This is a genomic window from Thiothrix litoralis, assembly GCF_017901135.1.
GTDB lineage: Bacteria > Pseudomonadota > Gammaproteobacteria > Thiotrichales > Thiotrichaceae > Thiothrix > Thiothrix litoralis.
On sequence record NZ_CP072801.1, the window covers coordinates 833,910 to 847,854 of the forward strand.

The following is a 13,945-nucleotide window of genomic DNA, read 5'->3' on the forward strand; positions in this document are numbered from 1 at the left end:
GGATTGGTGTGTATTGTGCATTATTGGACACGCTAAAATGACACAACACGCTCTAGCCCTTATTGTCGTGTGACTTGGCTTGTTCATTCCTGTTCAATGTAAGTCATTGATTTAGTCATCCCACATCACTCATAATGATGGGGTCCCTAGTTCGAATCTAGGTGTACCACCAAATATAAAAAGCCACGTTACCTAACGTGGCTTTTTTGTATCCCCTGTTTTCGTTCTGAAAAAATCAATACTCGCACGCTTTTTGGGGTGTAATCCCTCATGCATTCGTATTATGATGCGAGTCTTTTCCTTCGCCATTAGCGATTTACGGAGTTTACTGTGGAACTGACTGGTGCCGAGATATTCGTCGAGTGTCTTAAGGAAGAAGGTGTTGATACCATCTTCGGTTACCCTGGTGGAGCTGTCTTGTTTTTGTACGATGAACTGTACAAACAGCAGGACAACATCAACCATATTCTGGTAAGACATGAGCAAGGGGCTGTACACGCAGCCGAAGGTTATGCCAAAGCAACCAATAAGCCTGGTGTGGCGCTGGTAACATCGGGCCCCGGTGCGACTAACGCTGTGACAGGTATTGCAGATGCGTACATGGACTCTGTGCCATTGGTGGTTTTCACCGGGCAAGTGCCACGCCATCTGATTGGGAATGATGCTTTTCAGGAAGTAGACATCGTGGGCATTACTCGCCCGTGTGTCAAACACAACTTCTTGGTCACTGACGTTAATGAATTAGCCACGACCATCAAGAAAGCCTTCTATATCGCTAGCACAGGTCGTCCTGGCCCGGTTCTGGTGGATATTCCCAAGGACATCACTACAGCGCGTTGCGAGTTCCATTACCCCGCTGAAATTACCATGCGTTCCTACAACCCGACGGTCAAGGGTAACAAGCGTCAAGTACGCCGCGCTATTGATCTGATGTTGGAGTCGAAACGCCCAATACTGTATACCGGTGGTGGCGTGGTGTTGTCAGGGGCTGCACATCAATTGACCGAGCTGACCAAGGAGTTAGGTTTTCCGATCACCAATACCTTGATGGGTCTGGGCGGTTATCCGTCAATGGATCGGCAGTTCATCGGCATGTTAGGGATGCATGGTACGTATGAAGCCAACCATGCCATGCACAATGCCGATTTGGTGATTGCCATTGGTGCGCGTTTCGATGACCGTGTAACGGGCAATATCGAAAAATTCTGCCCACATGCGAAGATCATTCACGTTGATATTGACCCTGCGTCGATTTCCAAGAACGTGAAGGTTGATGTGCCTATCGTCGGCGATGTCAAAAACGTCATCGTTGATATGCTGGAAGAATACCGCAGCCGCAATGAACGCCCCGATGCTGCCGCGCTGGCTGACTGGTGGAAGAAGATTGAGGAATGGCGGGGCATGGATTGCCTGAAATATAATCAGGACATGAATGCCGCGATCAAAGCGCAATTTGTAGTCGAAAAATTGTGGGAAGCCACTAACGGTGACGCATACATCACCTCTGACGTTGGTCAGCACCAGATGTGGGCGGCGCAATACTACAAATTCAGCCAGCCGAACCGTTGGATTAACTCCGGTGGCTTGGGCACGATGGGCTTTGGTTTACCAGCGGCAATGGGCGTGCAAATGGCATTCCCAGAAGAAACCGTGGCGTGTATCACGGGCGATGGCAGTATCCAGATGTGTATTCAGGAATTGGCAACGTGCTTGCAGTACCACATGCCGATCAAGGTCATTTCCTTGAACAATGGCTACCTCGGGATGGTGCGTCAGTGGCAGGAATTCTTCTACCAGAAGCGTTACGCCATGTCCTATATGGAAGCCCTGCCTGATTTCGTCAAGTTGGCGGAAGCTTATGGTCACGTTGGTATGCGTATCGAAAAGCCGGGTGATGTTGAAGGTGCACTGAAAGAAGCCTTGGCCATGAAAGACCGCTTGGTCTTTATGGACTTCATCACCGAGCGGGAAAATAACGTATTCCCGATGATCCCTGCCGGTGCAGGCCAAAATGAAATGATTCTGGTATAGGTGACAAAATGCGGCATGTAATTTCCATCCTGATGGAGAATGAAGCGGGTGCGTTGTCGCGTGTAGCCGGGTTATTCTCGGCACGTGGCTACAATATTGAGTCCTTGACGGTTGCACCCACGGATGATGCAACCCTTTCACGCCTGACGCTGGTGACGCGCGGCAGTGAAGAAATCGTGGAACAGATCGTCAAACAACTCAATAAGTTGATTGACGTGGTGAAGGTTATGGATCTCGCCCAGTATTCGCACATTGAGCGCGAAATGATGTTAGTCAAAGTCGGTGTTGATAAAATCGCGGCCTGTGAAGCGGTCAAACGTCTGTCTGACATTTTCCGTGGCAACATCGTTGATGTGAGCGACAAGACCTACACCATTGAATTGACTGGCGAACGCAGCAAACTGGATGCGTTTGTGAATGCATTAAAAGAGTACCGCATTATTGAAGTGGTACGTTCCGGCAGTATGGGCATCGCACGCGGTGAAGCATCCCTGCACGTTTAATTGACTATGATATTTTGGACTTTAAGGTAAAAGGCTTTATGGCACTGAACATTTATTACGATAAAGACGCTGATCTTTCCATCATTCGCGGCAAGAAAGTAGCCATCATTGGTTACGGTTCACAGGGGCACGCCCATGCTTGCAACCTGAAAGATTCTGGCGTGGACGTTACGGTTGGTCTGCGTAGCAATTCTCCTTCTGTTGCCAAGGCACAGAATGCTGGCCTGAAAGTCGCACCTGTTGCTGAAGCAGTAGCAGCGGCTGATGTGATCATGATCCTGACCCCGGACGAGTTCCAAAGCCAGTTGTACCGTGATGAAATCCAGCCAAACCTGAAGCAAGGCGCAACGCTGGCGTTTGCGCACGGTTTTGCGATTCATTACAACCAGGTTGTGCCACGCGCTGACTTGGATGTGATCATGGTTGCGCCCAAAGCACCGGGTCACACAGTACGTTCCGAGTTTGTCAAAGGCGGCGGTATCCCTGACCTGATCGCTATCCAGCAAGATGCTTCTGGCAATGCTAAAGCGGTAGCGTTGTCTTATGCCTCTGCTATCGGCGGTGGCCGCACGGGTATCATCGAAACCACGTTCAAGGACGAAACCGAAACCGACCTGTTCGGCGAGCAGGCTGTTCTGTGTGGTGGTGCGGTTGAGCTGGTCAAAATGGGCTTTGAAACCCTGACTGAAGCAGGTTACGCACCAGAAATGGCGTACTTCGAGTGCTTGCACGAGCTGAAGCTGATCGTTGACCTGATGTACGAAGGCGGCATTGCCAACATGAACTACTCTATCTCCAACAATGCGGAGTATGGCGAGTACGTGACGGGCCCTAAAGTCATCAATGAGCAATCTCGTGCAGCGATGCGCCAAGCCCTGAAAGATATTCAGAACGGTGAATACGCCAAGAACTTCATTCTGGAAGGTGCTTCCAACTACCCATCCATGACGGCTTACCGTCGTAACAATGCGGCACACCCGATCGAAGTCACGGGCGGCCAACTGCGTTCCATGATGCCTTGGATCCAAAAGATCGTGGACAAGTCTAAGAACTAAGCTTCGCTTGTTGCTTTCAAAGCCTTCCTCTCCCGTGGGGGGGGAGGTTTCCCGCCTTGATTGGCCTGATGCCCTGCGCGGCTTGGCTGTTCTGCTGATGATGGTCTTCCACAGTGCGTATGACCTGAATTACTTCACTATTCTCCCACTCGATTTATTGCACAGTGATTTCTGGCCTGCTTTCCAGAAAGTCATCATGACCTTGTTTGTGGGTGTTGCCGGGGTAAGTCTGGCATTGGCCAGCCGCAAGGCTCTGAAATGGCCACGTTTTTGGCAGCGTGAAGCGCTGTTGCTTGCCAGTGCTGCGTTGGTGAGTGCGGGCAGTTATTGGCTATTTCCCACGAGCTGGATATTTTTCGGCATCCTGCATTTTATGGTGCTTGCCAGTTTGTTGGCTGTGCCATTCTTGCGCCTTGGTGGGTGGAATGTACTGCTGGGTGTCTGGTTTTTGGCGTTGCCTTGGTGGTTTACCGACCCTTTTTTCAATGCAGCGGGTTGGCAATGGGTAGGCTTGGGAGACGTAGTGGCGGATACGAAAGATTATGCGCCGTTGTTACCGTGGTTTGGGATTTTGTTGCTGGGGGTTTCTGTCGGGCGTTATGTAGAGGATTGTTTGGTGTGCCACCGTCCGTTACCGCGTTGGCCTGTTGTGCGGGGTTTGTTGTGGCTAGGCAAACACAGCCTTGCTGTTTACTTGTTACACCAGCCTTTGTTGATGGCGGTATTCTGGGCGCTGTCGAATGTTATACCTGACGTAACTGGAAGCTGATTTCCCCGTTCGGTGTGAGCAAGCCGTGCTGCACTAGCCATGCGCGGGCATCTTCCGCATCTTCTTCAAACCAGCGTTGCGCCGAGCCGAGGCGGAAGGTGTAACCCCAGGCATCCATATCTTGCCATGCCCGTTCGTGTCCAAATCCTTCGACGAAATCTGCCAGTAAAATTTGCAGGTAACAAACCGCATCCTCTTCGCTGTATTCGCCGCAAGCATCTGTGTGCAAGACGGCGCGGCGTTCTTGATCCATACAGATGATGTGGCAACTTTCATGCAAGATGGAATGCAGCGGCGTGTCCTGCCGCACAAATACGCTCAAGCCGATAATGCCTGCTTCGTCTTCATGCCAGTAACTGCCGGGAATAGGCTGAGAATCTGGTACACTTTCCAGTTGCAGGCCGTAACGTGAGAGCAGGGCGGTAAGTGATTCCGCCCCGACATCCCGTAAACGCAATACTTCACTCACAGGAGGTACTTACCGCCCGCAGCGATCACAATGGTGAGGAGGCCGATAAGCGTGTTAATGCCCACCAATACCCGGATTTGTGCCAGTGCTTTGCCGCCATCAGGCCAGCGCTGGTCATCCACTGCTTTGCGCAGCTTTTGGTACGGGGCGAAATAAACGTGCATGAAAATCAGCATCATGATAAGCCCCAGCCCGTTCATGATGTGGACAAAAACCGGCGCATTGGCAAAACCACCGAATGGGCCCAGCAGCATCCAGTAACCTGACGCCAGAACAATAATAATGGATGCCCATACCCACGGGAAAAAACGCCCGAAGACACCCGCCCACACGGTCAGGCGCTGTGGTGGTTCCAGGACGCTAGCAGCAACAGGGCGTAAAACGGTGTAGGCGAAAAACATACCGCCAACCCAGATGACGATAGCTAAAACGTGTAAAGCGAGTGCGATTGACACTGATGGTGCTCCTAATGATTCAAATACGATCTAATCGTGCCATGTTACCTGTGCCCAGTGGTAATTACAGTTTTTTCAGTGCGGCGATGAGTTTGCTCGCCGTGCTGGGCTGGCTTGTGTGGGTTTCAGCTTGATACACATAGCCGCCGTAATCATCGCCATACCCGTTATTCAGGTCTACTCGGTTGAGCAAAATGCCTGCCAGTGGTGCTTGTGAGCGCCGTAAGCGGGTTAGGGCATTTTCCAGCATGACCATGCGAGTATGTTCTGCGCGTACCGTTAACAGAGTGGCAGAAGATAGCGATGCCAGTATCAATGCATCCGCTAGACCCAGCACGGGTGGGCCATCAAGGATAATCTGGTCAAAGTCACGTCTGGCACCTTCCAGCAAGGCTTGCATGTGGGGTGAAGACAGCAGTTCGGCAGGGTCATCCGGCAGATTACCGGCCGGAAGCAGGTACAGGTTGGAAATATCAGTGTTCTGGATCAGTTCACGGCTACCCATTGCCCCGGAAAGGTAATTGGCTAAGCCGTTGGAGGCGTGCGCCCCTAATGTTTTATGCAACGATGGGTTACGCAAATCCGCATCTATCAGCAATACCCGGTTGCCAGCCGAGGCATAGGCGCAGGCAAGGTTACTGGCGGTGGTGGTTTTGCCTTCATTGGGGCTGGCACTGGTGACGAAAATAACCGGGGTATTGCCGTCTTCATGCAGGAAGCGCAAGGCGGTGCGCAGCGAGCGGAAGGCTTCGGCAATGGCAGAGCGCGGTTTGCTGATGGTGATCGTGGCTAATTGACTGGCAGTCGCATCTGTTGTGTCGGCCATGACACCGAGGACAGGCAAGCGGGTGCTGCGTTCCAGTTCGTTGATGTCCTTGACGGTATCGTCCAGAAATTCGCGCATGAAGGCTGCCGATACACCCAAGAGCAAACCCAGCAAAGTACCAAACAACAGGTTGGTGGAAAGGTTGGGTTTGAATTTTTTGAGCGGGGTTTGCGCCGGGTCGATGATAGCGATGTTATTGGCAGCCACACCACCGGCAATATTGACCTCTTTCAAACGCTGCTGAAGGTTTTGGTAGAGTTCCTGATTGGTGGCAACTTCCCGCTTGAGGGTGCTGTGGGCAATGGCGGTATCCTGCTCTTGCATGGCCTCGGTTTTGGCTTTGGCAATGCCTTCACGGATCAGAGACTCCTTGCGTTTGGCCGTTTCAAATTCACCTTTCAAGGAGTCACGTTTGGCGGATACCTCGATTTCAATATCATTTTCGAGCTTTTTGATTTGTGCGGTGATAGTGGCGCTCGGTTGCTTTTCTTGTTGAGCTTTGAGAGTGTCAAGCTTTTGTCCCAAAGCTTGTAGATAGGGCGCGTCCTTTTCCAGTACCCCGGTACGGTCTGTTAGCGGGCGTTTTGTATCGGTTAGAATTTCGTACTTACTTTCCTGCTCAATGCGTTGCTTCTGGACTTTGATGAGTTCTTCAGATAGCTGTTTGAGTGCGAGTGAGGAAGTGGTGGAGTCTTGGCCATCAAGCTGGAAAATTTCGTGGTCGCGGGCATACTGATTTAGGCGTTGTTCGGATTCATCCAGACGGGTTTTGGTCTCCTGCACGGTTTTATTCAGGTAGGCCTGTGCATCCGTGGTGGCTGACAGACGTCGGTCGGTATTCATGTCTTTGAATGTGCCGACGACTGCATTGGCAATTTCAGCCGCTTGTTCGGGGGTGGAGGAGGTGTAACTGACCGCAACCAGACGAGAATTTTTGACAGGTTCGACGGTGAGGTTTTCCAGCAGCAAGTCTTCGAGGGCGGTTTGCCGACTATCCTCATCGGCGCTGCTAAACCATGCTTTGAGCTGACCCAGTAGCGATGTGCTGGAAAGTTTTTGTTCCAGTTTTAGCTCATTGATGACTCGTGTTGCCAATGCCCGACTGCGTATCAACTCGAACTGGGTTTGGTAAAAGTCGCGGGTGTCGCGGATGTCACCAGCACCGAGGAAGTCTATGCCGACCACATTGGTCGATTCACGCTCAATTTGCAGAGTCGCGGTGGCACGGTAAACGGGCTTGCTAAACAAGGTGATGAGCAGTGCCAGCAGCAGGATGATGCCGGTGACCAACAAGATCATGCGCCTGCGCCGGAACAGGGTGCGTCCGAATCCGCGTAAATCGAGTGTATCTGCCACTTTCAATGAGTCAGCTACATAGGCGGGGCTGCGCTGAGCCGGATGGCTATTATTCTGTTTGTCGTTTTGCATGGTATGAATAGTCTGTAGGCCAGATTAAAGTTTAGCGCCCGATTGTAGCAACTCTTATGGGGCGCGGTTAACAAAGTTGTTGATGAAGCGTCGTAGTGGCGTTTCAAAAAACCAATAGGAAAACACGGCGCTTAGGGTCAATAAGATGACAAATAGGTAGAAATGCAGCATACCTGCCGGGTCTATGCTGGCGGGCATCAGCTTTTCATAGATGCCATGCAAGGGTTTTTGCAGGATATACAATGAAAAACTGGCCTCACCGAGCAGCACCAGCCACGGATGCTGCAACAAGGCGCTGATTTTCCCGGTATTCAACGCCAATAAGACGATGAACAGCAGAAACAAGGGGGCAATCAGACCATTGGTGTAGTCAAACTGGATACCGCTGTGCGTCATCAGGGGCTGGCGCACTACCAATAATGCCATGGCGAGCAGCGCAACACTCAGCAAAGCCAGCGTATTCAAATTTGGGCTAGCCAGGCGTTGCAGTTTGCCTTCCTGCAACCATGCCCCTGCGATAAACCCGATGAGGAAAGTATTGAGATGCATTAAGGGATTGTAATAAATCATATCGTGCAGCAGTCCACGCGGGGTGTAATACTCGGAATTGAGCAGCAGCGTATGCCCTGTTTGCGTCACGACCCATAAGCCAGCGGCGGCAATGCTGAGGTGTGTCAGGTGGTGACGTTTTACCAGCAGGATTAATAGCGGGAAGCACAGGTAAAAAAAGGCTTCGACCGACAGTGACCAGCCGGGTGCATTCAGGGTGAGGGGGTAGCCGGGTATCCACGCCTGTAACATGCTCAGGCTGAGGGCAACGGTAAGCGGTTCGCTACCTGTGCTGTGGTATTTGGCGAGGATCATCAGTAACAACGCCAGCAGGTATACCGGGTAAATGCGGGCGACCCGCGCCCACCAGTAACGCCGGGTATCGAAGGGGCGTTGTTGTTCCCCAGCACGGTAATAAGCAATTGCCATGATGAAACCGGACAGCACGTAAAAGTAACTGACGGCAATCGGGCCTGCGGTCATGATCGGGTTGAGCCACGGCAGGTTGGCAGGGAAGACTGTTGCCCCGTAGTGGAAAAAAACAACCGTTAACGCGGCAATATAGCGGGTAAAGGTAAGCTGCTCGATTCTCACAGGCTTGCTATTACCTTAGTAAGCATTTTTGTCGTACAAGGTTTTGAAGGCAGTGACCAGAATGATTCTGAGATCCAGCGTCAGGCTCCAGCTACGGATGTATTCCATATCCAGTTCTACCCGCTTTTCCATTTTGAACAAGGTATCGGTTTCGCCGCGCCAGCCATTCACTTGTGCCCAGCCGGTGATACCGGGTTTCATCAAGTGGCGGCGCATATAGCCGGGGATCAGTTGACGGTATTCTTCATTGTGGGCCACAGCGTGGGGGCGTGGGCCGACAATCGACATGTGGCCTTGCAGGACATTGAAAAACTGGGGCAGTTCGTCCAGTGAGCTTTTACGCAGGAATGCGCCTACCGGGGTGATGCGGCAATCGTTACGGGTAGCCTGTTTGATGTTGCCGTCATTTTCACATACGGTCATGGTGCGAAATTTCAGTACCTGAAATTTTTCACCCCGTAGGCCGTGGCGGGTTTGTTTGAAGAGAATGGGGCCACGTGACGTCAGTTTGATGGCGATGGCAATTCCCAGCATCAGTGGGGCTACCAGTAACAATAACAGGATACCCAGAAAGATGTCTTCCACGCGTTTGATAAAAGCGCGTTGAGCCGATAGGGGGGCATCGTAAATACGTAAAATAGGCGTTTCAGCAATTTCCATGTAGCGACTGTGCAGCAGTGAATTGGTGAAGTTATCGGGGATCAGGCGTATGGGCGTGATGGTATCAGCCAGCTCGTTGATCAGGCGCATCGACGCTGCTGACTGTCCTGATGAGGGTGCAAGGTAGATTTGATCCCATTCGCCGGTGCGGGCTGCTTCCATCATGGCTTGGGCATTGCCGATGTGGGCGTATTGCCGGGGTAGCTCAATGATGTCAGTGTCCTCTTCCAGACTGTAAAAACCGGCAATTTGGAACCCTGAATCAGGTTGGCTATTGATTATGTCAGCAAAGCGCAAGCCCTGTTCGGTGATGCCAGCAATGGCAATGTTATGGTTATTGATACCGATGCGTTTGAGAGAGGCTTGCAGGCTACGCAGGACATAGCGGCTGGAAATCAGTAGTAGGGGTGTGATGAACAACCAGCTAATCAAGACGAAGCGCGAAAACTCTTCAGAGGTTTTTACCGCAAAAATGATAAAGATGAGGAACAAAAACGTCACTAACCAGGTCACAATGATACGGATGACCTCATCGCGTAAAAACGGACGCCCGCTCCATGAAGTGTAAATGTCTGTGAAGCGGCCTACTAAACCAAACAAGAGGGATGCGCCCAAACCTACAATCAGGTAACCCTGAATGTTGTAGTCACTGGAATGCAGGGAGGCGAGAATCAGGATGCCCAAAATAATGAGCGTATCTACGCTACGGTAGATCAGTTCAGAGCTGATTTTCTTGTCCACCTTCAAATTTTCCATTCAACCGTTATCCTCTGACGATGGCTGCACCAGAAACCATCATGGAGTTTGTTGTCAATATGTAAACTTGTTGCGTAAGCGGGTTAAGGGTAGTGTGATGCATGAAAACAACACGCTATGCTTTTGGCAACAAGCAAGATAACAAACGGCATATGGCTATTATCCATTTGTTATACCAACAGTTCTTTGGTGTTACTGCGTAGCCTTGAAACACTCAGGCTCCCAGAAACTGCTCTTAATATAGCGTATCTTGACCAGTTTTGTCGTAAAAAAAATACAAGCGGTGTTTTGTGTTGCGCATTCGGTATTCTCTTGAAGTGGCAGATTTTAGCGTGAAGACTGGTCTTTTTCCCACGTATAGGTTCGCAGGTTGTGGTACTGCCGCGCAGCCCGCCAGCGGATGAAACTTGCAATGGACAAGTAGGCCAGTGCTGGCACAAATTCCCGGCTCATCAGTTTGTTGAGTAAAATACTGGAATAAGGTTTTTTGTCCGCTTTGGTGCAGAGGTTGGCAGCGGCTAGCTGCATATTGCCCAGACGTGCGCGGGTCTTGATTTTAATCAGGGAATGCAGGTCTTGTGGAGCAGTAATAAAAATTTCTGCACCGCTGATATTGCCGCGTTCCTGACGTTCAAACTGGCATCGTACAAAGCCATCGTCGTTAATAATGGCTGGAAATTCCGTAAAGCGTTCCCGCCCTGTTTGGGTGATCACGTAACTACAGGTTGCTACCACGCCATCGCGGATGTAAGGCAGTTGCAACCATGTCCGGTAATACTGCCGTACTAACCAAGATGACTGGGAGGTATCAATAACGGGTTCGGGGGCTACCAGCAACAGAGTCGGGTTGCTCTCCAAAGCTTGCATGATGGTCTGAATAGCATTGTCTGACAGGCGTGTATCAGCATCAATATAAAAGACAGGCCACGTCGTCACCCACTTTTCTGCTTCATTTAATGCATTGACTTTGGATGGGGTGACAATATCCAAACAGATGGCATTGGGGTATTCCTTGCGCACAATCTCCGCCGTATTGTCGGTGCAGCCATTGCAGGCGACGATCAGGGTATCTAGCCCGGCTTGTCCGTGCAGGCTATCCAGACAGCGGCGGATGACGCTCGCCTCATTGTGTGCAGGCACAATCACGCTGGCCATTAACGATACCCCTGCAACCAGTCAGCACGTTGCGCGAAAATGATTTGCCATTCACGGCGTTGCGCGGAACGGGGTTTGAACAAGGTGTGCAAGGCAAACTTGTTCAGCACATACAAGTACAGCAAGGCTTTGTAAGCAGGGCGTTGCCACGCCGTTACGTGGCGGTTGACCAGCTCCACCTTGCCTTTCAATAATTTGATTTGCTTGCCGGAAAAATGGCTATGACTGACACCACCGTGATGAATGATGCGGGCATCCGGGGTGACAATGGGTTGATACCCCAGTGCTTTGGCGCGTAAGCAATAATCCGCTTCTTCGGCATACATGAAAAAGCTGGCGTCCAGCCCGCCCAGCTTATCCCACAGTTCGCGGGTGGTCAGGAAAAAGCAGCCGGACACAATATCGACTTCCTTGACGGTATCCCGCTTCCAGCAGCCGTAATTGGCGTTATTGAACACACAGGTTTTGCTGAACAATTTGCTCAAACCCAAGGCGCTGTAAAGCAGGCCATGAAGTGTGGGTTTGCTCCAAGCATGTTGGGTATTCAGGCTCATGTCATTGTTGAGGGTGACACCACTCCAGATACCGTTAGCCGGGTGGAGTTTGGCGAAATGCAGCAAACGGTCAACAGCCGCATTAATGATGACCGTATCGGGATTGAGCAGCAGTAGGTATTGGCCTATTGCCTGTTTCACACCTAGTTGTACGCCACCGGCAAACCCCAGATTTGCCCCGGATTCGATCAGTGTCACCTGCGGGAAAAACTGGCGAATCATGGCAACCGAGTCATCGCTGGACGCATTATCCACCACAATGACCTCGATTGAAGTCAATTGGGTTTCGCGGAACAAGGATTCCAGCGCCCGCCGAATATAGCTGGACGTGTTGTAGGAAACCAGAATGACGCTGACTTCCGGCGTTGTCATATTCAAGCCAGTCTCCCGTAAGCAATGGTCTGGATGCCGGATCGCACCACTTTTGCCGGATTTCCCGCCACAATCGACTGCGCGGGTACGTCTTTGGTGACGACACTACCTGCACCCACAATCACTTGATCACCGATACTGACGCCGGGCAAAATTATAGCACCACAACCGATAAAGCAGTTAGCACCAATGTGTGTTTTTTGATCGAATTGTCCACCATGCCGCCGGGTAGCGTAGTCATGCGCCAGAATGATGGCATCAAACGCAATGTAAGTTTTCTCACCAATTTCAACACAACGCGGGTTGGTTTTGTCCAGGCGTGCCTTGAAGGAAATGCGCACATCCGGCGCGATATTCATGCCGTACACCGTGCGGAAATACCAAGTGCGCAGCCATAACAGGCCGTCGCGGAATCCGACCAGCCACATGAACACTCTTTGGTTGACGAAACGTAATCTCATGTTTTATTGCCGTTGTCACTGTTTGCAGGTGTGTCAGTATCGACGGAGTGCCCCGCCATTGCCAATTCTTCTGCCTGACGGTTCCATAAAGGATAGTATTTTGCCCAACCGATAGCGCCCAGCATGAAGAAAAAGAGTGGTTGTAACTTACCGAAATAATCCACGGTAAAACCAATCAAAATCAGCGACATGAACGACATGATCCACGCAGCTACCATCCAGCGGTGTTGGTCGCCATGCCGATACGCAAGGTTCAAGGTATTAAAAACCGTATACAAGCAAGCCAGCAGTAACAAAATCAAAGCAAACAGGCCGTGTTGCAGGATCAGTAATAGCCAGAAACTGTCGATACTGTTACCCATCCACTCCATCCAGTAGGGGCGCGTCCAGTCGTGGTGGGCAATTCCCATAATCAAGTTATCGCTAATATCATCCGCAGTGTATTCCCACTGCAAAATGCGGAAGTAGCCCGTATTCGGGTTAAAGGTCAGGTAAGAAATCAGGATGCCGAAAAATCCCCGGTTGGAAAATGCTTCAATCAGCAAAGCTGTCGCGAGGCCACCAAAGAACATCGACAACCAGAATTGTCGGGCGTTTTGCCAGAACTTCACCAAAATCGCGGTAAAGCCCTGAAAAATAATCGCGAGCAGCGGCGCTGATGACAGGGTTAGGATCATGGAGGCTGTTATCGAACCCAGTTTCAACACATGCCCGGTGGTGCGGTAACGCAAGACCAACAGGATAGCAAACGGGAAAAACAAGGCCATCAATGTGCCATACAAAATAGGGTGGGCAAACAGGCTGGTAGCCCGCATGATGCCATTGCGGATGTAATAATGTGTGTATAAACGTGGGTCTAGCGCCTGATGTCCGGTTATTTTTTCCGCGATTTCATGCAGGATACGGTGTTGGGTAAAGGCTTCATAAAACGTCACCACGGTCAGCAAAGCCAGCACAGTAATGAAGGTCTGGTTTACCCAGTAAAAGCGTTGGGGCGTGGTAATAAATAACCGAGCCAGATAAAACGCCCCAAGGGTTTCGATGGCGAAAATACCGGTCGATTCGATAGCCTTCTGAAGACCGTGATTATGCCAGAAACTCGCAAACACCAAGCCCGTTAGCGCCATCAATAACACATCGACGACATCCGCTTGCTGTAAGGCTTGCCGGAAATTGAACAGGGCGTACAGTAAAGCCAGCGCTAGTACCACGCGGTAGGCTTCAAGCCGTATTGACCCCAGCATGACGTAAAATTCCAGCGGGATAAACATCGACACAATAAACAGGAAGGCAATAATTCTTAGCATG

At 51.0% G+C, this 13,945-nt stretch carries 13 protein-coding genes; 4 read left to right on the plus strand and 9 right to left on the minus strand.

Going from position 1 to position 13,945, the window contains the following annotated elements; genetic code table 11:
• The first annotated feature begins 330 nt into the window (after nt 1-330).
• The 4 genes from ilvB to J9253_RS03990 are packed head-to-tail and all read left to right on the plus strand — an operon-like array spanning nt 331 to nt 4,358.
• Nucleotides 331-2,031 carry a biosynthetic-type acetolactate synthase large subunit gene (gene ilvB, locus J9253_RS03975; RefSeq protein ID WP_210223403.1) on the plus strand — a complete coding sequence of 567 codons (1,701 nt, stop codon included), beginning with the start codon at nt 331-333 and terminating at the stop codon, nt 2,029-2,031.
• An 8-nt stretch (nt 2,032-2,039) separates the two neighbouring features.
• Nucleotides 2,040-2,534 (plus strand): acetolactate synthase small subunit, encoded by a 495-nt coding sequence (ilvN, locus tag J9253_RS03980; protein ID WP_210223404.1) that lies wholly within the window; start codon nt 2,040-2,042, stop codon nt 2,532-2,534.
• A 44-nt stretch (nt 2,535-2,578) separates the two neighbouring features.
• A complete protein-coding gene (gene ilvC, locus J9253_RS03985; RefSeq protein WP_028487867.1) occupies nt 2,579-3,589 on the plus strand; it encodes a ketol-acid reductoisomerase in 1,011 nt (336 codons plus the stop codon).
• Nucleotides 3,590-3,596: 7 nt separating this feature from the next.
• Nucleotides 3,597-4,358 carry a heparan-alpha-glucosaminide N-acetyltransferase gene (locus J9253_RS03990; protein WP_210223405.1) on the plus strand — a complete coding sequence of 254 codons (762 nt, stop codon included), beginning with the start codon at nt 3,597-3,599 and terminating at the stop codon, nt 4,356-4,358.
• Here the strand turns inward: J9253_RS03990 and J9253_RS03995 are convergent.
• The 9 genes from J9253_RS03995 to J9253_RS04035 all read right to left on the minus strand — a co-directional run bounded on the left by J9253_RS03995 (nt 4,333) and on the right by J9253_RS04035 (nt 13,944).
• Entirely contained in the window at nt 4,333-4,827 is a 495-nt protein-coding gene (locus tag J9253_RS03995) for a hypothetical protein (RefSeq protein ID WP_210223406.1), read from the minus strand. The genes J9253_RS03990 and J9253_RS03995 overlap by 26 nt on opposite strands.
• On the minus strand, nt 4,824-5,282 hold the full coding sequence (locus tag J9253_RS04000; RefSeq protein ID WP_210223407.1) for a CopD family protein: 459 nt from the start codon (nt 5,280-5,282) through the stop codon (nt 4,824-4,826). The genes J9253_RS03995 and J9253_RS04000 overlap by 4 nt, the downstream gene beginning before the upstream one ends.
• Nucleotides 5,283-5,346: 64 nt before the next feature.
• A complete protein-coding gene (locus J9253_RS04005; RefSeq protein ID WP_210223408.1) occupies nt 5,347-7,536 on the minus strand; it encodes a GumC family protein in 2,190 nt (729 codons plus the stop codon).
• Between the two features lie 54 nt (nt 7,537-7,590).
• The gene (locus J9253_RS04010) at nt 7,591-8,679 is read right to left on the minus strand and encodes an acyltransferase family protein (RefSeq protein ID WP_210223409.1); all 1,089 of its coding nucleotides are present in this window, start codon (nt 8,677-8,679) and stop codon (nt 7,591-7,593) included.
• A 15-nt stretch (nt 8,680-8,694) separates the two neighbouring features.
• Nucleotides 8,695-10,095, minus strand: coding sequence for an undecaprenyl-phosphate glucose phosphotransferase (locus J9253_RS04015; protein WP_210223410.1), 1,401 nt, complete (start codon nt 10,093-10,095; stop codon nt 8,695-8,697).
• Nucleotides 10,096-10,422: 327 nt separating this feature from the next.
• Entirely contained in the window at nt 10,423-11,250 is an 828-nt protein-coding gene (locus J9253_RS04020; RefSeq protein WP_210223411.1) for a glycosyltransferase, read from the minus strand.
• Complete coding sequence (locus J9253_RS04025; protein ID WP_210224531.1) at nt 11,250-12,176, minus strand: glycosyltransferase family 2 protein; 927 nt, start codon at nt 12,174-12,176, stop codon at nt 11,250-11,252. The genes J9253_RS04020 and J9253_RS04025 overlap by 1 nt, the downstream gene beginning before the upstream one ends.
• A gap of 2 nt (nt 12,177-12,178) precedes the next feature.
• A complete protein-coding gene (locus J9253_RS04030; protein WP_051542646.1) occupies nt 12,179-12,637 on the minus strand; it encodes a DapH/DapD/GlmU-related protein in 459 nt (152 codons plus the stop codon).
• Entirely contained in the window at nt 12,634-13,944 is a 1,311-nt protein-coding gene (locus J9253_RS04035) for a hypothetical protein (RefSeq protein ID WP_210223412.1), read from the minus strand. The genes J9253_RS04030 and J9253_RS04035 overlap by 4 nt, the downstream gene beginning before the upstream one ends.
• Between the last annotated feature and the right edge of the window lies 1 nt (nt 13,945).